General features: G+C 69.9%; 18 protein-coding genes and 1 tRNA gene. 10 read left to right on the forward strand and 9 right to left on the reverse strand.

Annotation, left to right across the window (positions count from 1 at the left end; translation table 11 throughout):
- Window positions 1-57: 57 nt before the first annotated feature.
- The 6 genes from RM779_RS25730 (at window position 58) to RM779_RS25755 (ending at window position 5340) form a co-directional block, all read left to right on the forward strand.
- Window positions 58-1335, forward strand: coding sequence for a DNA cytosine methyltransferase (locus RM779_RS25730; protein ID WP_311620142.1), 1278 nt, complete (start codon window positions 58-60; stop codon window positions 1333-1335).
- Window positions 1336-1412: 77 nt separating this feature from the next.
- Complete coding sequence (locus RM779_RS25735; protein ID WP_311620143.1) at window positions 1413-2303, forward strand: bifunctional DNA primase/polymerase; 891 nt, start codon at window positions 1413-1415, stop codon at window positions 2301-2303.
- Entirely contained in the window at window positions 2300-2617 is a 318-nt protein-coding gene (locus RM779_RS25740; RefSeq protein ID WP_311620144.1) for a hypothetical protein, read from the forward strand. Before RM779_RS25735 ends, RM779_RS25740 begins: the two co-directional genes overlap by 4 nt.
- The gene (locus tag RM779_RS25745) at window positions 2614-3774 is read left to right on the forward strand and encodes a DUF3631 domain-containing protein (protein WP_311620145.1); all 1161 of its coding nucleotides are present in this window, start codon (window positions 2614-2616) and stop codon (window positions 3772-3774) included. Before RM779_RS25740 ends, RM779_RS25745 begins: the two co-directional genes overlap by 4 nt.
- A 211-nt stretch (window positions 3775-3985) precedes the next feature.
- Window positions 3986-4183 carry a helix-turn-helix domain-containing protein gene (locus RM779_RS25750; protein ID WP_311620146.1) on the forward strand — a complete coding sequence of 66 codons (198 nt, stop codon included), beginning with the start codon at window positions 3986-3988 and terminating at the stop codon, window positions 4181-4183.
- Window positions 4183-5340 (forward strand): tyrosine-type recombinase/integrase, encoded by a 1158-nt coding sequence (locus RM779_RS25755; RefSeq protein ID WP_311620147.1) that lies wholly within the window; start codon window positions 4183-4185, stop codon window positions 5338-5340. The genes RM779_RS25750 and RM779_RS25755 overlap by 1 nt, the downstream gene beginning before the upstream one ends.
- Window positions 5341-5406: 66 nt before the next feature.
- Here RM779_RS25755 and RM779_RS25760 read toward each other — a convergent pair.
- The 9 genes from RM779_RS25760 to dnaA form a co-directional block, all read right to left on the reverse strand.
- Window positions 5407-5483: transfer RNA gene (locus RM779_RS25760), tRNA-Ile, on the reverse strand.
- A 49-nt stretch (window positions 5484-5532) separates the two neighbouring features.
- Window positions 5533-6180 (reverse strand): DUF3566 domain-containing protein, encoded by a 648-nt coding sequence (locus tag RM779_RS25765; protein WP_311620148.1) that lies wholly within the window; start codon window positions 6178-6180, stop codon window positions 5533-5535.
- Between the two features lie 168 nt (window positions 6181-6348).
- Window positions 6349-8922 (reverse strand): DNA gyrase subunit A, encoded by a 2574-nt coding sequence (gene gyrA / locus RM779_RS25770; RefSeq protein ID WP_311620149.1) that lies wholly within the window; start codon window positions 8920-8922, stop codon window positions 6349-6351.
- A 58-nt stretch (window positions 8923-8980) separates the two neighbouring features.
- Window positions 8981-11038, reverse strand: a complete 2058-nt coding sequence (gyrB, locus tag RM779_RS25775; RefSeq protein WP_311620150.1) for a DNA topoisomerase (ATP-hydrolyzing) subunit B — start codon at window positions 11036-11038, stop codon at window positions 8981-8983.
- A gap of 329 nt (window positions 11039-11367) precedes the next feature.
- Window positions 11368-11925: a DUF721 domain-containing protein gene (locus RM779_RS25780; RefSeq protein WP_311620151.1), complete on the reverse strand. Its 558-nt coding sequence runs from the start codon at window positions 11923-11925 to the stop codon at window positions 11368-11370.
- Complete coding sequence (recF, locus tag RM779_RS25785) at window positions 11918-13036, reverse strand: DNA replication/repair protein RecF (RefSeq protein WP_311620152.1); 1119 nt, start codon at window positions 13034-13036, stop codon at window positions 11918-11920. The genes RM779_RS25780 and recF overlap by 8 nt, the downstream gene beginning before the upstream one ends.
- A gap of 86 nt (window positions 13037-13122) precedes the next feature.
- Complete coding sequence (gene gnd / locus RM779_RS25790; protein ID WP_077060149.1) at window positions 13123-14001, reverse strand: phosphogluconate dehydrogenase (NAD(+)-dependent, decarboxylating); 879 nt, start codon at window positions 13999-14001, stop codon at window positions 13123-13125.
- Window positions 14002-14114: 113 nt separating this feature from the next.
- Window positions 14115-15245 carry a DNA polymerase III subunit beta gene (gene dnaN, locus RM779_RS25795; protein ID WP_311620153.1) on the reverse strand — a complete coding sequence of 377 codons (1131 nt, stop codon included), beginning with the start codon at window positions 15243-15245 and terminating at the stop codon, window positions 14115-14117.
- Window positions 15246-16061: 816 nt separating this feature from the next.
- Window positions 16062-17699, reverse strand: coding sequence for a chromosomal replication initiator protein DnaA (dnaA, locus tag RM779_RS25800; RefSeq protein WP_449657307.1), 1638 nt, complete (start codon window positions 17697-17699; stop codon window positions 16062-16064).
- Between the two features lie 420 nt (window positions 17700-18119).
- On the opposite strand from dnaA, the gene rpmH reads away from it, so the two are divergent.
- From rpmH to yidC, 4 genes are read left to right on the forward strand one after another with little or no spacing between them, the layout of a single operon-like run.
- On the forward strand, window positions 18120-18257 hold the full coding sequence (rpmH, locus tag RM779_RS25805; RefSeq protein ID WP_016906158.1) for a 50S ribosomal protein L34: 138 nt from the start codon (window positions 18120-18122) through the stop codon (window positions 18255-18257).
- A 21-nt stretch (window positions 18258-18278) separates the two neighbouring features.
- A complete protein-coding gene (rnpA, locus tag RM779_RS25810) occupies window positions 18279-18647 on the forward strand; it encodes a ribonuclease P protein component (RefSeq protein ID WP_077060152.1) in 369 nt (122 codons plus the stop codon).
- Window positions 18644-18958: a membrane protein insertion efficiency factor YidD gene (gene yidD / locus RM779_RS25815; RefSeq protein WP_077060153.1), complete on the forward strand. Its 315-nt coding sequence runs from the start codon at window positions 18644-18646 to the stop codon at window positions 18956-18958. Before rnpA ends, yidD begins: the two co-directional genes overlap by 4 nt.
- A gap of 12 nt (window positions 18959-18970) precedes the next feature.
- Window positions 18971-20122: a membrane protein insertase YidC gene (gene yidC / locus RM779_RS25820; protein ID WP_311620229.1), complete on the forward strand. Its 1152-nt coding sequence runs from the start codon at window positions 18971-18973 to the stop codon at window positions 20120-20122.
- Window positions 20123-20126: the final 4 nt, after the last annotated feature.

The following is a 20126-nucleotide window of genomic DNA, read 5'->3' on the forward strand; positions in this document are numbered from 1 at the left end:
CCTCTCGCCAAAGACCGCGACCGCCCCGGCCCAACCAACCAGTTGGAGGTATCCAGCATGACCCATACCCCCCTCCCGCCGCTGGAGGGCGGCAACATCAGTCTGTGCACCGGCTCCGGTGCCCTGGACCAAGCCGTGGAAGCCGTCACGGGCCTGCCCACGGTCATGGTCGGCGAGAAGGACCCGGCCGCGTCCCGGCTGCTGGCCGCCCGCCTGCCCCAGGCACACAACCTGGATGACATCACGGCCGTCGACTGGGCGGCACTGGCCGCCGATCTACCGCGCCCGGCGGCGCTGACGGCCGGCTTTCCCTGCCAGGACATCTCCAACGCCGGACCTCGGGGAGGAATCGCCGGTGACCGCTCGGGACTGTGGAAAACCATCGACCGCGCCATTCGCCACCTTCGACCCCGCCTCGTCTTCCTGGAGAACGTCGCCGCCATCCGCAGCCGCGGACTCGACGTCGTCGCCGCCGACCTGGCCGCGTGCGGGTATGACGCGCGGTGGATGTGCCTACGCGCTTCAGATCCCGAAGTCGGAGCCTGCCACCGGCGCGACCGCTGGTTCGCCGTCGCGTATCCCGCTGCTGAAGACCCCCACATCCCAACTGGGACGCAACGGCGGACCCCAGCACCCGGACAAGCGCAAAGCAGGCGGACACGGGCCCACGCTGGAGGACGAAGTGGTCTTCTTGCTGCCCCCGACGGCCGCCTGACGCTTCTGCCCACCCCCGCCGCCGCCGACGGAACCGGCGGCCCCGGAACCTCCCCCAAGCGCCAAGGCGGCATGAACCTGCGCACCGCCGTCACCCTCCTGCCCACCCCCGAAGCACGCGACTGGAAGTCCGGCGCCTCCAACCTCGTAGGCACCAACTCCCGCCCGCTGAACGAGGTGGTGGTCAACCTGCTGCCCACCCCCAAGCCATCCGACGGACCACACGGCGGACCCAACCAGCGGGACACCACCGGCAACTACTACCTCCCCGGCCAGGCCGTCCGCCTGGACGGGCGGTGGGTGGCCACCAACGGCACCGACTACGGGCCCGCCATCCACCGCTGGGAGGCGGTGTTGGGGCGTCCCGCACCCGAGCCGACCGAAGCGGGCACCAAGGGCAACCGACGCCTGTCCCCGGCATTCGTGGAATGGATGATGGGCGCCGATCCCGGCTGGGTGACCGGCACGGACCTGGGACTGTCCCGCTCCGACCAGCTCAAAATCCTCGGCAACGGCGTCGTCATCCACCAAGCCGCACTCGCCTACCGCACGCTGCTCGCCGCCGACGCACCCGGAGCCGAGGAACCCGTACCCGCCCAGCTCGCCCTGGACGTCGCCTAGACGTGATTCGGGGCGGTCGCCCTCTCGCCAAAGACCGCGACCGCCCCGGCCCAACCAACCAGTTGGAGGTATCCAGCATGACCCATGAACGCCGTGACGCGCTGCTGCGCACGGCACTGAATCTGACCCAGACAGGCATGCCGGTCCTGCCATTGAGGAAGGGCAAGGGGCCGGTGGGCAACTGCCTTTCCTGCTCCGGCCCGACCCCGGGCCTCTGTGGCGGCCGGCCGAACATGAAGCACGCCGGGCCGTGCATCTGTCCCGCGCCGTGCCACGCATGGGCCGCCGCAACCACCAACCCCGCCGTACTCACCTCTCCGGCCTGGGCCCGAGCCTGGCGCGAAGCGGGCACGGTCGGCTACCACCCCGGCGGCGCCGACCTCACCGTCGTGGACCTGGACAACGCGGCGGCCGTCGCCTGGGCCCGCAAAACACTCCCCCCCACCCGGACCGTGCCCACCACCCGCGGAGAGCACTGGATCTACCAGGGCGCCATGGCCTCCCACAACGCCGTGCGCCCCGGCGTCGACATCAAATCGCGCACGGCCTACGCACGCTGGCTCGGCCCCGGCGCCGGCCCCACGACCGATCTGCCGGCGGCCGTCCGCGCGCTGCCGGAGAAGGAAGAGACCACCCCGCCGCGCCCCGGGGTGGTCTCTTCGTCACCGGACCGCGCCACGTGGGACCGCACGGTGGCCACCGGGTGCCGCCACACCGAACGCTTCGTCCGCACCGGACTGGAACGGGGCCTTGCCCTCGTCCGCGTCCGCACCGAACAGGGCGCGGGATCACAGGCGTTCGGCGTGGCCAGGTTCATCGCCGGGCAGCACGCCGCCTGCCCCGGCCCCTGCGGACTGGACACGCTTGGGCGGGACATCATCGACGCCGCGGTTTCCGTGGGCGTCCCCGAGCCCTACGCCGTCCGCGCCGTCACCAACGGCCTGAGCGGGGCGGTGAGGGCCACATGACCACCCAGCCGCGCGGCGCCCGCCAACGCCCGCACACCGCGGCCGTAGGCGCCTCGAAGGGCGTCGCCGAAGGCGTCGTATCTGTCCTTCGCCCTGGCCCGCACCGGCCGGACGGCCGCCGCCCCGTTGCCTGGCTGAACGTCTACGCCCCGCCGGACTGGCGCGTCGTCCCCACCGCCCATTCCTGGTGCCGGTGCGGCAGGGACGAACGTGCCGCCGGGCGCAAGCGCGTCGCCGCACTCGTGGCCGGCCACACCGCACACCGCGACACCTGCCCCCTCCGCAACCCGCAGGAAGGAAGGGCCGCCGCATGACCCCCAGCATCGACGGAGCCGCACTGCTCGACGAGGTGGAAGCCTTCCACCGCCGGTTCAACATCTTCCCCACCGAGGCCGCACACATCGCTGTCACGCTGTGGGACGCGCACGCCCACCTGCTCGACTGCTTCGACTCCACCCCCCGAATCGCATTCCTCTCCCCGGAACCGGGGTCCGGAAAGTCCAGGGCGCTGGAGATCGTGGAAACCCTGGTTCCTCAGCCGATGGTCGCGGTCAACGCCTCGGCGTCCGCACTGTTCCGCGCCGTGTCCGGCATGGACGGCCGACCGACGATCCTGTTCGACGAGATCGATACCGTCTTCGGCCCCAAAGCAGGAGAGAACGAACAACTCCGCGGCTTCCTCAACGCCGGTCACCGCCGCTCCGGCGTCATGTGGCGCTGCGTGGGGGACGGTGCCAACCAGCAGGTACAGGAATTCCCATCCTTCTGCGCGGTCGCTGTCGCCGGTCTGGGCAGCCTGCCCGACACCATCCTCACCCGCTCCGTCATCATCCGCATGCGGCGCCGCGCGCCGAACGAGGACGTGGAGTCATTCCGGCAGCGCATCCACGAGAAGGAAGGCCACGCGCTCCGCGACCGGCTGGCGAACTGGGCCCAGTCCGTGCGGCACCTCGTTGACGGGGTGTTCCCCGAACTCCCCGAGGGCATCACCGACCGGCCCGCCGACGTGTGGGAACCCCTGCTCGCGATCGCCGACGCGGCCGGCGGAACCTGGCCTCAACGAGCCCGTGCCGCATGCGTGGAACTGGTCAACGCGGCCAAGACCAGTGACAAGGGCAGCATCGGCATCCGCCTGCTCACCGACCTGCGCGACTACGTGTTCGCCGGAATCGACCGCCTGCCCACCGTCGCCATCCTCGACCGGCTGCACAGCCTGGAAGAGGCGCCGTGGGCCGACATGAGCGGCAGGCCCCTGGACGCGCGCGGGCTCTCCCGGATGCTCCGGGAGTACATGACCGCCGACAACGCCCCGATCGCTGCCCGCAACATCAAGACCGGCGGCAGCGTCATGAAGGGCTACTACGCGGCAGATCTCCACGACGCGTGGGCCCGCTACTGCCCGCCCCCCGCTGAGAGTCCGCTACTTCCGCTACCTCCGCTACCGGGCAGGTCACCGGTCCTACGCAGGTAGCGGCAAGCCACCGCCGATCCGCTACCGCCCCACCTCACCCGCTACCGGCCCCAGGCACCCGCACGCCGGGCCGGTAGCGGACCCATCCGCTACCGCTGCCCCGATCCGCTACCACGATCATGCCCCTGACCAGGGCGGTAGCGGAGGTAGCGGAAGTAGCGGACCTGACAGGAAGGGGCCCACCAGCCCCGAACACTCCCGGAGGTTCGTCGTGCGCGCCACACCCCCGCCGCTTCCCGAAACCCTCACCATCCCCGAAGTTATGACCGCACTGCGCCTCAGCCGCTCCAAGGTCTACGACCTGCTTCGCTCCGGACAGCTCAGGAGCTTCCGCGCCGGACGGTCCCGCCGTGTCCCGACCGAGGCACTTCGCCAGTACATCGACACCCAGATGGGAGAAGCCGCCTGATGGCAAAGCGCCGCCCCAACGGTGGGGGAACGATCACCAAGCGCAAGGACGGCCGCTACCAGGGCGCCGCCTACGTCACGAACTCCGACGGTATCCGCGTCCGCGTCTACCGGTACGGCCGGACGTACGACGAGGTGGCCGAGAAGTTGGCCAAGCTTCAGGAGCAGGAGCGCAACGGCGTGCCCGTGCCCTCTCGGGACTGGACGGTCGGGGACTGGCTCACGTACTGGCTCGCGCAGATCGTGCAGCCGTCCGCCGAGTACAACACCTACGCCAAGTACGAGGGGAAGGTCCGGCTGTACCTGATCCCTCACCTGGGCAAGAAGTCGCTGCCGCGCCTCACCCCGCACCAGGTGCGGGAAGCGCTCGCCCGGATGAAGAGGGACGAGGTACCGGCGCCGACGCGGGCCGAGACGCTGCGCGTCCTGCGGAACGCGCTCAACCGGGCCCGCCGTGAGGAGCTGGTGACGCGGAACGTCGCTGAGCTGGTGGACATGCCCTCAGTGGACAAGCAGGAGCGGAAGCCGTGGTCCGCGAAGGAAGCGATCACCTTCCTCGGCACGGCCCGTCAGCACCGCCTCTACGCCGCGTTCGTCGTCCTGTTGACCCTCGGCCTGCGCCGCGGGGAACTGCTCGGTCTCAGGTGGCAGGACATCGACTTCGAGAACGAGCAGTTCACCCCCGTCCGGCAGGTGCAGCGGGAGGAGGGGAAGCTGATCCTGAAGAAGCTCAAGACCGACTCCTCACAGGCGGCACTTCCCCTGCCGTCCTTCGTCGCCGAGGCGCTGCGGGAACGCCGGAAGGTGCAGGAGCAGGAGAAGACCGCGGCCGGCGCGCGCTGGCATCAGGAGGCGGGGGAGGAACTGGTTTTCACCGAACGGCACGGCGGGCCGATCGAGCCGCGCGGCTTCTCCCGGACGTTCGAAACGATGGTGGGCCACGCGCCGGTCCGCCGGATCACGGTCCGGCTCGCGCGGCACACGTGCGGGACGTTGCTGGCCTTCCTGAAGGTGCATCCGAAGTCGGCGCAGGCGATCCTTCGGCACAGTCAGATCAGCATGACCATGGACATCTATACACACGTTGTGGATGACGACCAGCGGGCCGCCGCGGCTCTGCTCGCCGATCTCCTGAAGGGAGCGGAGAAGGCGGAATAACGACCGGCTGATGTCAGCCGTAGATGTCAAACGGCCCCGGTCGGGACTGACCGGGGCCGTTTTCGCTGGTGGGGCTAACAGGACTTGAACCTGTGGCCTCATCCTTATCAGGGATGCGCTCTAACCATCTGAGCTATAGCCCCGCGTGGTGCACAGAAAGGCTAGCGCATGTGCACCCCGGCTCCCAAATCGCTATTCGTCCTCCGCCAGCGTCACTTCGATCCCGCCGACGAAACCGGCCGACAGGTTGTACATGAACGCGCCAAGTGTGGCCAGCGCCGTGGCCAGCACGACGTCGATCAGCGCGATCACCGACGTGAACAGCATGACCCGCGGCAGCGAGAGGAACGCCACCAGGTCGAAGCCGCTGTCGGTGTCCGTCTCGGTGGCCTCGGTCACCGTGTCGCCGATCGTGGCGAAGACGCCCATCGCGTCCATCACCATCCACAGGACGGCGACGGCGATGATCGTGCAGATCCCCAGCGCGATGGACAGCAGGAAGCTGACCTTCATCACCGACCACGGATCGGCCTTCGCCACCCGCAGCCGCGCCTTGCGGGTCCTCGGCACGGTGCGCGCCCCCGTGCGGGGGCGGCGCACCGCCGCCTGGCCGGTCCGCTGCGCCTGCTGAGCCTGCTGCCCCTGCGGGGCCTGCTGGCCGCCCTGTGGCGGCCCCTGGGGCTGCCCCGGTGACTGCTGCTGGGACTGGGACTGCTGCCCCACCGTGGGCGCGGCACCCGGCGGGGCCGGGTACGCCTGCGGGGGGTGATAGTGCTGCGGGTCCTGCGCGGAACCGCCGGGGCCCTGCGCAAAAGGCTCCACGGGTCTTGCACTGGTCATCGTGGTCCCCCCACGAGTCGTGTCTTCTGGGGATGTTTTCCGGGAGCGGGAGCTGCCGGAGTCGGTGCCGGTGGCGCCCGCGGCCGGCGGACCCGAAGGTGAACGGTCCGGGGGCTGCTTGTCGTTCCCCGCGCCGCCCGCGGCAGAGCCCCTGGATTCGCTCACGCCTTACTCCTCATCGCCCGGGGCCGGGGCCGCCTCTCCGGACGACTCGGCCTCGACTTCCTCGGCCTCGCGGCCGGCCTCGGCGTTGCGGGCGATGCCGACGACGGCATCCCGCTTCCCCAAGTTGATCAACTGGACGCCCATGGTGTCACGGCCCGTCTCCCTGACCTCGTTGACCCGCGTGCGGATCACTCCACCGCCCAGCGTGATGGCCAGGATCTCGTCCGTGGCCTCCACCACGAGCGCGCCGACCAGGGAGCCGCGGTCCTCCACGATCTTCGCCGCCTTGATGCCGAGACCGCCGCGGCCCTGGATGCGGTACTCGTCGACCGGCGTCCGCTTGGCGTACCCGCCGTCCGTTGCGGTAAACACGAACGTCCCGGCACGGACCACGTTCATCGACAGCAGCTCGTCGCCCTCGCGGAAGCTCATGCCCTTGACGCCCGAGGTGGCCCGGCCCATCGGCCGCAGCGCGTCGTCGGTCGCCGCGAACCGGATGGACTGCGCCTTCTTGCTGATCAGCAGCAGCTCGTCGGCACCCGAGACCAGCTCCGCGCCGATCAGCTCGTCGTCGCGGCCGTCCGGCATCTCGCGCAGGTTGATCGCGATGACGCCGCCTGAACGCGGCGAGTCGTAGTCCTTCAGCGGGGTCTTCTTCACCAGGCCCGACTTCGTGGCCAGCACCAGGTACGGGACGGCCTCGTAATCCCTGATGGCCAGGATCTCGGCGATCTGCTCGTCCGGCTGGAAGGCCAGCAGGTTGGCCACGTGCTGCCCGCGGGCGTCGCGCCCGGCGTCGGGCAGCTCGTACGCCTTCGCCCGGTAGACCCGTCCCTTGTTGGTGAAGAACAGCAGCCAGTGGTGCGTGGTGGAGACGAAGAAGTGGTCGACGATGTCGTCCTCGCGCAGCTTCGTGCCCCGCACGCCCTTGCCGCCGCGCTTCTGCGCCCGGTAGTCGTCCGTCTTCGTCCGCTTGACGTAGCCACCCCGGGTGATGGTGACGACGATGTCCTCCTCGGCGATCAGGTCCTCGATGGACATGTCGCCCTCGAACGGGATCAGCGCGGTCCGCCGGTCGTTCGCGAACTTATCGACGATCGCCGCCAGTTCCTCGGAGATGATGCCGCGCTGGCGCTCCGGGGAGGCGAGGATCGCGTTGTACTCGTCGATCTTGGCCTGGAGGTCGTCGTGCTCCGCGGTGATCTTCTGCCGTTCCAGGGCGGCCAGCCGGCGCAGCTGCATCTCCAGGATCGCGTTGGCCTGGATCTCGTCGATCGACAGCAGCCGGATCAGGCCCTCCCGCGCCACGTCGACGGTGGCGCTGCGCCGGATCAGGGCGATGACCTCGTCGATGGCGTCGAGGGCGGCGAGCAGGCCGCGCAGGATGTGCGCCCGCTCCTCCGCCTTCCGCAGCCGGTAGCGGGTGCGGCGCACGATGACGTCGATCTGGTGCGCCACCCAGTTGCGGATGAACGCGTCGAGCGACAGGGTGCGCGGCACGCCGTCGACCAGCGCCAGCATGTTGGCGCCGAAGTTTGTCTGGAGGTCGGTGTGCTTGTACAGGTTGTTCAGCACGACCTTGGCCACGGCGTCCCGCTTCAGCACGATGACCAGGCGCTGCCCGGTCCGCGAGGACGTCTCGTCCCGGACGTCGGCGATGCCGCTGACGCGCCCGTCCTTGACCAGCTCGGCGATCTTCAGCGCGAGGTTGTCCGGGTTGACCTGGTAGGGCAGCTCGGTGACCACCAGGCACTGGCGGCCCTGGATCTCCTCGACCTCCACCACCGCGCGCATCGTGATCGAGCCGCGGCCGGTGCGGTACGCCTCCTCGATGCCGCTGCGCCCGACGATGAGCGCACCGGTCGGGAAGTCCGGGCCCTTGATCCGTTCGACCAGCGCGTCGAGCAGCTCGTCGGGCGAGGCGTCGGGGTGCTCCAGGCACCACTGGGCGCCGGCCGCGACCTCCCGCAGGTTGTGCGGCGGGATGTTGGTGGCCATGCCGACGGCGATGCCGGCCGAGCCGTTGATCAGCAGGTTGGGGAAGCGGGCGGGCAGGACGGTCGGCTCCTGGTTCCGCCCGTCGTAGTTGTCCTGGAAGTCGACGGTCTCCTCGTCGATGTCCCGCAGCATCTCCATGGCGAGCGGCGCCATGCGGCACTCGGTGTACCGCATGGCCGCGGCCGGATCGTTGCCCGGCGAGCCGAAGTTGCCGTTGGAGTCCACCAGCGGCATGCGCATCGTCCAGGACTGTGCCAGCCGCACCAGCGCGTCGTAGATCGAGGTGTCGCCGTGCGGGTGGTACGTCCCCATCACGTCGCCGACGACGCGGGCGCACTTGTAGTAGCCGCGCTCGGGGCGGTACCCGCCGTCGTACATCGCGTACAGCACGCGGCGGTGCACGGGCTTGAGCCCGTCCCGCACGTCCGGCAGCGCGCGCGAGACGATGACGCTCATCGCGTAGTCGAGGTAGGAGCGCTGCATCTCCGTTTCGAGCGTGACCGGCTCGATGCGCAGCGCACCGGCCGAGTTGAGCTCGGGCTCCTCGCCGGCGGGGGGAGTGGGGTTGTCGTCGGCCATGACGTACGTCCGAATCCTTTCGAGCTGCTGGTGGGGGTGACCGGTGGCGTCCGGCCGTTCAGATGTCCAGGAAACGGACGTCCTTGGCGTTGCGCTGGATGAACGACCGGCGGGCCTCCACGTCCTCGCCCATGAGGATCGAGAAGAGGTCGTCGGCCGCCGCCGCGTCGTCCAGCGTGACCAGGCGCAGCACGCGGTGCGCGCGGTCCATGGTGGTCACCCGCAGCTCCTCGGCGTTCATCTCGCCGAGGCCCTTGAAGCGCTGGATCGAGTCCTCCCTGATGCGCTTGCCGCGCTCGCGGCCGAGCTGGATCAGGCTGTTGCGCTCGCGGTCGGAGTAGGCGTACTCGAACTCGTCGCGGCCCCACTTGATCTTGTAGAGCGGCGGCTGCGAGAGGTACACGTGGCCGGACTCGACCAGCGGGCGCATGAAGCGGAACAGCAGCGTGAGCAGCAGGGTGTTGATGTGCTGGCCGTCGACGTCGGCGTCCGCCATCAGAATGATCTTGTGGTAGCGGAGCCGGGAGATGTCGAAGTCCTCGTGGATGCCCGTGCCGAAGGCCGAGATCAGCGCCTGGACCTCGGTGTTCTGCAGCACCTTGTCGATCCTGGCCTTCTCCACGTTCAGGATCTTGCCGCGGATGGGGAGGATCGCCTGGTACTGCGGGTCGCGGCCGGACTTGGCGCTGCCACCCGCCGAGTCGCCCTCCACGATGAAGATCTCGCACTGCGCCGCGTCGTTGGACTGGCAGTCGCTGAGCTTGCCCGGCAGCGAGGCCGTCTCCAGCAGGCCCTTGCGGCGCGTGAGGTCGCGCGCCTTGCGGGCGGCGACCCGGGCGGTGGCCGCCTGGATGCTCTTGCGGATGATGTCGGCGGCCTCGGTCGGATTGCGGTCGAGCCAGTCGGAGAGGTGCTCGTAGACGATCCGCTGCACGAAGGTCTTCGCCTCCGTGTTGCCCAGCTTCGTCTTCGTCTGGCCCTCGAACTGCGGCTCACCGAGCTTCACGGAGATGATCGCGGTCAGCCCCTCGCGGATGTCCTCGCCCGCAAGGTTGTCGTCCTTCTCGCGCAGCAGCTTCTTCTCCCTGGCGTACTTGTTGACCAGCTGGGTCATCGCCGCCCTGAAGCCCTCTTCGTGCGTGCCGCCCTCGTGGGTGTGAATCGTGTTCGCGAAGCTGTACACGCCCTCGCTGTACTGGTTGTTCCACTGCATCGCGATCTCGACGGAGATCTTGCGCTCGGTGTCCTCCGACTCGATCTCGATGACCGAGGGGTGCACCGGCTCGCCCTTGCGGGAGTTGAGGTGGCGCACGAAGTCCGCGATGCCGCCCTCGTAGTGGTAGGTCACGGAACGCGGCTTGTCGTCGCCGTCCGAGGCCGCCGTGTCCGCGCCCGAGGTCTGCTTCGCCGCCGCCCTCTCGTCCGTGAGCGAGATCGTCAGCCCGCGGTTGAGGAACGCCATCTCCTGGAAGCGGCGCGACAGCGTCTCGAACGAGTAGACCGTCGTCTCGAAGATGTCGCCGTCCGCCCAGAAGGTGACCGTCGTGCCCGTCTCGGCGGTCGCCTCGTTCCGCTGGAGCGGCGCCGTGGGCACCCCGAGCTTGTAGTCCTGCGTCCAGCGGTAGCCGTCCGTGCGAACCTCCACCGCCACCTTCCGCGACAGCGCGTTCACCACGGAGACGCCCACCCCGTGCAGGCCGCCCGACACCGCGTACCCGCCGCCGCCGAACTTGCCGCCGGCGTGCAGCACCGTCAGCACCACCTCGACGGCCGGCTTGCCCTCGGAGGCCACCATGCCCACCGGGATGCCGCGCCCGTTGTCCACGACCCGGACGCCGCCGTCGGCCAGCAGCGTCACGGCGATCGTGTCCGCGTGCCCGGCCAGGGCCTCGTCCACAGAGTTGTCCACGACCTCGGTCACGAGGTGATGCAGACCACGCTCGCCGGTCGACCCGATGTACATGCCCGGCCGCTTGCGTACCGCGTCAAGACCCTCCAGCACCGTGATCGCACTGGCGTCGTAGGAGGGAAGCCCGTCTGCGGACGCGGCCGAGCTGGGAGTGTTGTTGTTGGCATCGCCGGAATCGGCCACGAAGCGCCCTTTCTGGCACAGCACGAGCCAACTCCGGCACAAGGGAGCGGCTGTGTCGTTCGACATGGTCCGCAACGGGGGCGGGTCACTCCAGTCTACCGGTAGCGCCAACCGTAATGACGGTTTGCCGGGCCCTGAGTCCGCATGTGCCGCCCTGAACTGCCATCCGATGACTCCCCATATGCGACCTGGGCCCCTGATCCGCTCACAACGGCGCTCAGCGCTTCGGCCTGTCAACCTCTGGGAACGTGACCGGCATCACTCCCGCACCCCGCGGCACACCCGTCCGCCCGCCGCTCCGGACTTCCCGGGATGCCCCGGGACGCCCCGGGACGCCCCCCGGCGGCCCGCGCTCAGCCGTAGGTGTCGCCCGGCCCACGGCTGCCCGGCGCCCGCAGCCGCCCCGCCCGCCGCACCGGCGCCGCGGGCCCCAGCACCTTCAGCGATGTCACCGTGCCCCGGCCCAGATCCCCGTTCAGCCGGCGCAGCAACTGCGGGGCCAGCAGCCGCAGCTGCGTCGCCCACGCCGTCGAATCGCACCGCACGGTCAGCACGCGCGACTCCTCGTCGTACCCCTCGGGACCGCAGTGCTGCGCCACCTCGGGGCCGACCAACTCCGGCCACCGCCCCAGCACGCCGCCCACGGCCAACGGCATCTCCCAGCCGCGCTCCACCGTCAGCCGCTCCACCGCGGCACCCAGGGGCAACGGGTCGCGCCCGCCGGGGCGCGCCCCGGAGCGCAGCCCACCGCGCCGCGCCTGCCTGCGCTGCTGCACCATCGCCCCGCGCTCGCGCGCCTGCTCCCGCGCCGCGCGCAGGGCCACCCGCGCCAGGTCCACGCCGGACGGCTCCGGCCGCTCCCCGCCGGCCCCCCGCGCCGCGGAACCCTCCGCGCCCGCACCCTCACTCACGGTCCACGCTCCCGCCCGCCACCGTGAACCTGGCGCCCATCAGCGCCATGGGAACGTCCTGCGGCACGGCCGCCGTCACCAGCACCTGCTCGCCCGGCGCCACCAGCTCGGCCAGCCGTTCCCGCCGCTGTGCGTCCAACTCGGCGAAGACGTCGTCCAGCACCAGCACCGGCTCGGGGCCCTCGGCCTTCAGCAGCTCGTACGACGCAAGCCGCAGCGCGAGCGCCAACGACCACGACTCCCCGTGACTCGCGTACCCCTTCGCGGGCAACTCCCCGAGCCGCAGCACCAGATCGTCGCGGTGCGGGCCGACAAGCGTCACCCCGCGCTCGATCTCCTGCGCACGCGCCTCCCCGAGCGCCCCCAGCAGCAGCCCGTACAACTCCTCGCGCGGCACCGCGCCCTCCGCCACCCCGCGGTAGTCGAGACCCACCGGGCCGCCGCCGGGCGCCACCTGGTCGTACGCCTTGTCCGCCAACGGCCGCAGCGCCTCCACCAGCGAAAGCCGCTGCGCCAGCAACTCGGCCCCCGACCGCGCCACATGCTGATCCCACACGTCGAGCGTCGACAGGTCGACGCCGCGGCCGCCGTGCCGACGCGCCATCGCGGCCGACTTCAGCAGGGCGTTGCGCTGCTTCAGCACGCGCTCGTAGTCCGCCCGCACCCCCGCGAGCCGCGGCACCCGCGCCGTGATCAGCTCGTCGAGGAACCGCCTGCGCTCTCCCGGGTCCCCCTTCACCAGGTGCAGGTCCTCGGGCGCGAACAGCACCGTCCGCACCACCCCGAGCACGTCCCTCGGACGCACCTGCGCCGAGCGGTTGAGCCGCGCGCGGTTGGCCCGGCCCGGATTCACCTCTATCTCGACCAGCTGCTGTCGGCCGCCCTCCGTCACCGCGGCCCGCACCAGGGCGCGGTCCGCGCCCATCCGCACCAGCGGCGCGTCGGAGGAGACGCGGTGGCTGCCCAGCGTCGCGAGGTAGCCGACGGCCTCCACAAGATTGGTCTTGCCCTGCCCGTTCGGCCCGATGAACGTGGAGACGCCGGGCCCGAGCGCGACCTCGGCCCGTGCATAGGACCGGAAATCGGCGAGCGACAGATGCGTGACGTGCACCTAGGGCCAACCTCCCGGATACCGCGCCCGACCGGCGCCTGTCTGCTTCCCGGCGCCACGCGGCGCCGCCCCGCGCAACCCGGCGGCTACTTGGGGCTCTCGACGGCGTGCCCGCCGAACTGTTTGCGGAGCGCGGCCACCATCTTCATCTGCGGCGAGTCGTCCTGCCGCGAGGAGAACCGCGCGAACAGCGAGGCCGTGATCGTCGGCAGCGGGACCGCGTGGTCGATCGCCGCCTCCACCGTCCAGCGCCCCTCGCCCGAATCGGCGGCGTACCCGCGCAGCTGGTCCAGGTGCTCGTCGTCGTCCAGCGCCCGCACCGCCAGGTCCAGCAGCCAGGAACGGATCACCGTGCCCTCCTGCCAGGAGCGGAAGACCTCCCGCACGTCGGTCACCGTGTCGGCCGACTCCAGCAGCTCCCAGCCCTCGGCGAACGCCTGCATCATCGCGTACTCGATGCCGTTGTGGACCATCTTCGCGAAGTGCCCGGCCCCGACCTTCCCCGCGTGCACGGCACCGGCGTCCGCCGCCGGCTTCAGCGCGTCGAAGACCGGCTGCACCTTGGCCACGTGCTCGGCCGCACCGCCGTACATCAGCGCGTAGCCGTTCTCCAGGCCCCACACGCCCCCGGAGACCCCGCAGTCCACGAAGCCGATGCCCCGGGCGGCCAGCTCCTCGGCGTGCTTGGCGTCGTCCGTCCAGCGGGAGTTGCCCCCGTCGACCACCACGTCACCCTCGGACAGCAGCGCGGACAGCTCGTCGATCACCGACTGGGTGACCGCCCCCGCCGGCACCATCAGCCAGACGACGCGCGGCGCCGCCAGCGCGTCCACCATGTCCCGCAGGCTGTGGACGTCGGCGGACGGGGTGTCCGGCGCGTACCCGACCACGGTGTGACCGGCCCGGCGGATGCGCTCGCGCATATTCCCGCCCATCTTGCCGAGGCCGACGAGACCGAGCTGCATGGGGGACTCCTTCATAGCGATATGGCCTGAGGCCGAGCCTACGCCCGCGTCCCCGTGCACACCTGTGGGGTCCCGCCGCTCAACAGAGCTGGTCAACGCCCTGGACGACCGCCTCAGCCGCTCAGCCGTACCGGCATGATCAGGTACTTGTAGGACTCGTCCGCCTCCGCGTCGACCGCGGGGCGGCCGCTCAGCAGGGCCGGCTTCGTCGACGTCGTGAACGACAGCTGCGCCACCGGGGAGTCGATCGCGCTCAGGCCCTCGAGCAGGAAGCCGGGGTTGAACGCGATGGAGATGTCGTCGCCCTCCAGCTGGGCGTCCACGCGCTCCACAGCCTGTGCGTCGTCGCTGGACCCCGCCTCCAGGATCAGCACGCCCTGTTCGAAGCTCAGCCGCACCGGCGTGTTGCGCTCGGCGACCAGCGCCACGCGCTTGACCGCCTCGACGAACGGCGCCGTCTCGATGACGGCCACCGAGTTGAACTCCGTGGGGAACAGCGTCCGGTACTTCGGCAGGTCGCCCTCGAGCAACCGGGTCGTGGTCCGCCGCCCGGCGCCCTCGAAGCCGATCAGGCCCTCGCCCGCGCCCGCCCCCGCAAGCGCCAGGGAGACCGTGTCCCCGCCGCTGAGCGACTTGGCGGTATCGAGCAACGTCTTGGCCGGGACGAGCGCCACGGCGGAGATGTCGGGCGTCTCCGGCTTCCACAGGAACTCGCGCACCGCGAACCGGTACCGGTCGGTGGAGGCCAGGGTCACCGAGTCGCCCTCGATCTCGATGCGCACGCCCGTCAGCACCGGCAGCGTGTCGTCGCGGCCCGCGGCGATGGCCACCTGGGAGACCGCGGCGGCGAAGACCTCCGCGGAGATCGCGCCGGTCGCGCTCGGCATCTGCGGCAGCGCCGGGTACTCCTCCACCGGCAGGGTGTGGAGAGTGAACCGGGAGGAGCCGCAGACCACGGTCACCCGCACCCCGTCGGACGAGATCTCCACCGGCCGGTTCGGCAGGGCGCGGCAGATGTCGGCGAGCAGCCGACCGGAGACCAGGACCGTGCCGCCCTCCTCGACGTCCACCTCGACCGAGACACGGGCCGAGACCTCGTAGTCGAAGCCGGAGAGGCTGAGGGCCCCCTCCTCGGCCTTCAGCAGCAGGCCCGCGAGAACGGGCACCGACGGTCGGGCCGGCAGGCTGCGGGCGGCCCAGGCCACCGCCTCCGCGAGCACATCGCGTTCCACCCGGATCTTCACTTCAGCCGCCTCCTGCTGTCGCTGGCTGCTCGCCTGATGGCTTCTTACGGGCCACCAGTCTGACGCACGGCACTGACAGTAGGGGCTTCGGCGAGTCAAATCGACGTGAGGCGGGTAGGACGTCGCCGGCCGAGTTGTGCACAGGCCCCACTTCGAATCGAGTCCAGCGGCTTATATCCGTAGTCGTAGTAGTAGGGCTTGTGGAAACCGTGGAAAACCTCGTTTGCCCAGGTCACCCCCCAGATTTTGTGCACAGGCCCTGTGGGCGGACCGGTGGATGAACAGGGGGTCCCTGTGGACGCCGCCGCGTTGTGCACAGGCCATCCCCAGGAGACCCGTACTTCTCAACAGGTCCGTCCCCAGAATCCGGGCGGTTCTCAACAGGCTCCGGCGGCGCCCACTGTGACCTGTTTCACTCGTCCCGGTGAGAGCGCGCGTTGTGTTGCCGAACAGTGGACAACCCTGTGGATCGACTGTGTACAACTGCCCTTTGCCTGTGGGCGGGCGGTGGACAACGCTCCGGCCCGCCGCCGAGCCCTCGGTCCCGTCCACAGCTGTGGATCACGGCCCTCCACAGTTCCACAGGCACCTGACCTGGGCGTCTGCCGTTTTTCTCGCCTCCCTGTGGACGCGGTTCTGGACGACACGCCCTTCCCACAGGGTGTGGACGGAAAAAATCCGGCAGATCTGTGGAGAACGGGGGGTGTCCCGGCAGTAATCGAACAGCGCCCCCGAGGTGTCCTCGGGGGCGCTGGGGAACGAACGGGCGGTGAGCGGGTGGGGAGCGGGTGGTGAGCGGAGCGCGCGGCGGGCGGGTCAGCCGTTCTTGATGCGGTTGGTGAGCTCGGTGACCTGGTTGTAGATGGAGCGCCGCTCGGCCATCAGGGCGCGGATCTTCCGGTCCGCGTGCATGACGGTGGTGTGGTCGCGCCCGCCGAAGTGCTGACCGATCTTGGGCAGCGACAAGTCGGTCAGCTCCCGGCACAGGTACATGGCGATCTGCCGGGCGGTGACCAGGATGCGGCTGCGCGAGGAGCCCGCCAGATCGTCGACGGTCAGGCCGAAGTAGTCGGCCACGGCCGAGGTGATCGCGTCCGCGGTGATCTCCGGGGCGGCCTCCTCGCCGCCGGGGATCAGGTCCTTCAGCACGATCTCGGTCAGCCCCAGGTCCACCGGCTGCCGGTTGAGGCTGGCGAAGGCCGTGACGCGGATCAGCGCGCCCTCCAGCTCCCGGATGTTGCGGGAGATCCGCGAGGCGATGAACTCCAGCACCTCGGGCGGCGCGTTCAGCTGCTCCTGCACGGCCTTCTTGCGCAGGATCGCGATGCGGGTCTCCAGCTCCGGCGGCTGGACGTCGGTGATCAGCCCCCACTCGAAGCGGTTCCGCAGGCGGTCCTCCAGGGTGATCAGCTGCTTCGGCGGCCGGTCGGAGGACAGCACGATCTGCTTGTTCGCGTTGTGCAGCGTGTTGAAGGTGTGGAAGAACTCCTCCTGCGTCGACTCCTTGCTCGCCAGGAACTGCACGTCGTCGACGAGGAGGATGTCCATGTCGCGGTAGCGCTTGCGGAAGGCGTCCGCCTTGCCGTCGCGGATGGAGTTGATGAACTCGTTCGTGAACTCCTCGGAGCTGACGTACCGCACCCGCGTGCCCGGGTACAGGCTCCGGGCGTAGTGGCCGATCGCGTGCAGCAGATGCGTCTTGCCCAGGCCGGACTCGCCGTAGATGAACAGCGGGTTGTACGCCTTGGCCGGGGCCTCGGCCACCGCGACGGCCGCGGCGTGGGCGAAGCGGTTGGACGCACCGATGACGAACGTGTCGAAGAGGTACTTCGGGTTCAGCCGGGCGGTCGGCTCCGGCGGGCCGCCGGAGTTCGCGGGCGTGGCCTGCTGCGGCACGGCCGCGGGCCCGGGCGCCGCGGACGGCGCGTACCGCTGCTGATCCTCGTAGCGCTGGTCCTCGTAGCGCTGCTCGTCATACCGCTGGTCCTCGTAGGACTGCTCGTCGTAGCGCTGCTCGTACGGCTCCGGGCGCCCGTACCCGGGGTAGTCGCCGCGCTGCCCCCAGCTCACCGGCCGCGGCACGGGCCGGGGGGCCATCGGGTGGCCCGGGTAGGCGGCGCGCGCGGTGGGCGGCCCGTGATAGCCGTCCCCGCCGTACGGGCCGCGTCGTTCCCCGGCCATCGGCGCGCTCGGCGCGCTCGGCTCGGCCGGCTGCCGAGGCTGCGGCAGCGTCTCGGGCGGCGGCGCGGTAACGGTGATCGCCAGGCGGATGGGCTGGCCGCACTCCCGGCTGAGCGTCTCGCTGATCAGCGGGGCGAGCCGGCCCTCGAGCACGCTCTTGGCGTATTCGTTCGACACGCCGAGCAGGGCCGTGCCGGACACCAGGGCCAGCGGCTGGCAGTCCTGGAGCCATCGGTGGTCCTTGTTCTCCAGGCGCTGACCGTCCGCGAGCATCGACGTCAGAGCGCGTGGCCAGACCACGGAAAGGTCTGTAGGTAGGTCAGCCACGAGGCACGCTCTCTCACTCGCAGGGGTGGTGCTGGCTTCGACAGCCGCCCCCGTGTGTGACGGCGGATGCGGTCGGGAAAGGATTCCGAGTTCAGCAACGGTAGTCAGCGCGGCGTATGCGCATCAAGTCATTGTCCACAGGGTGTGTACAAGGGTGCGCCGTCCGGGTTTGACCGGCGGGACGCCTCGCGCGTACCGTTGCGAGGTCGAGTCGTCGACGGATGCTGCCGCCTGCCTCCGATGGTTTGTGGGGCGGCTGACTCGGGCGTTGCGATCCTCGTGGGCGCACGGTGACAGCTGTCGGCGGTCCACACCCTGTCCCGGCAAGCCCGTGCCGGAACACCGAAGAATTTCTGGAGCCCCCGAGTGAGCAAGCGCACTTTCCAGCCGAACAACCGGCGCCGGGCGAAGACCCACGGCTTCCGGCTGCGGATGCGGACGCGTGCCGGCCGCGCCATCGTCGCCAACCGCCGCAGCAAGGGCCGCGCCCGCCTGTCGGCCTGAGCGGCTGACCAGGTCCATGCGGTGCTGCCTGTCGAAAACCGGCTGAGGCGGCGCGAGGATTTCGCGACCGCGATGCGCCGAGGGCGCAGGGCCGGACGCCCGCACCTCGTTGTCCATCTGAGCGGCGGTACGGACCCGCACCCGGTGGGAGAGCATGCTTCTCCGCCGCGTGCGGGTTTCGTCGTGAGCAAAGCCGTGGGGAACGCGGTCGTCCGCAACCGCGTGCTGCGGCGGCTTCGCCATCTCATACGGGACCGGGTGACCGCGCTGCCCGCCGGTAGCCTGGTGGTGGTACGGGCCCTGCCTGGTGCGGGGGATGCTGCCTTCGATCAGCTGGCCCGGGACCTCGACGCCGCGCTGGAGCGGCTGCTGGGAGGGGTACGGCCATGAAGTACCCGCTGCTGCTGCTGATCAAGCTGTACCAGTGGACCATCAGTCCGTTGCTCGGTCCTGTCTGCCGTTACTACCCGTCCTGTTCCCACTACGGGTACGGCGCAATCGACCGGCACGGTGCCGTGAAGGGGACGGCCCTGACCGCGTGGCGCATCCTGCGGTGCAACCCCTGGTCCCGCGGTGGAGTCGACCACGTTCCTCCGCGCAAGCGCCCGGTGTGGCATCAGCGGCTGCTCGGCCGCCTGCGGCCCCGGAGCCTGTCCCACGCCTCACCCGGGGGTGCCCCCAACAATGCCCAAGGAGCCTGACCCGTGGACACGATCAACTCGATCCTGAGTCCCCTTTACTGGGTAGTCACCCAAATCATCGTCCTGTTCCATCGGGGATACAGCCTCGTCTTCCATGAGGACAGCGGATGGGCGTGGGGCCTGTCGATCGTGTCCCTGGTGGTCGTCATCCGGATCGCGCTGATCCCGCTGTTCGTCCGCCAGATCAAGGCAACGCGCAATATGCAGGCGCTCCAGCCGCGGATGAAGAAGATCCAGGAGCGCTACAAGAACGACCGGCAGCGTCAGTCCGAAGAGATGATGAAGCTGTACCGGGAGACGGGGACGAACCCGCTGTCCAGCTGTCTGCCGATCCTGGCGCAGTCACCGTTCTTCATCGCGCTCTTCCAGGTGCTGAACCACATCGCGAACAACGACAAGGTCGGCGTGCTGAGCGCCGAGCAGGTCGACAGCGCACGGCAGGCGACGATCTTCGGGGCGCCGATCGCGGCCCGCTTCCTGGACGGTGCGGAGAAGCTCGCCGATCTCGATGCCTCGCAGGGCACGGTGCGGGTCGTCACCGTCATCATGATCATCCTGATGTCGGCGTCGCAGTTCTACACCCAGCGCCAGCTGATGACGAAGAACGTCGACCTCACGGTCAAGACGCCGTTCATGAACCAGCAGAAGATGCTCATGTACATCTTCCCGCTGATGTTCGCCGTCTTCGGCATCAACTTCCCGGTTGGCGTCCTGATCTACTGGCTGACCACCAACGTCTGGTCCATGGGCCAGCAGATGTACGTCATCACGCGTAACCCCACCCCCGGCAGCCTCGCCTTCAAGCAGCGCCAGGAGCGGCTGCGGAAGAAGGGCAAGCTTCAGGAGGAGCCGGCCGAGACCGAGGCGAAGAAGGCCGGCGAGGCCGCCCGCATGAACCGGTCCCAGCCCAAGCGTCAGTCGAAGTCGCAGCGGCAGGCGGGTGGCACCCAGCCCAAGAAGCAGGCCCAGTCCGCCCCGCAGCTGGACAAGCGGTCGGAGCCGGACCAGCAGCAGTCCGAGCCGGATGAGGGGCCGAAGAAGCAGTCCGACTCGGGACGGCAGCCGAAGAAGCAGTCCCGTTCGGGCCAGCAGAAGGGCGGTCGGCAGCAGCCGAAGAAGTCCCAGTCCGGCAAGCCGAAGCCTTCGGCCAAGAGCAAGAAGTAGAGCG

Origin of the sequence: Streptomyces johnsoniae (genome assembly GCF_031845565.1) — a bacterium.
GTDB lineage: Bacteria > Actinomycetota > Actinomycetes > Streptomycetales > Streptomycetaceae > Streptomyces > Streptomyces johnsoniae.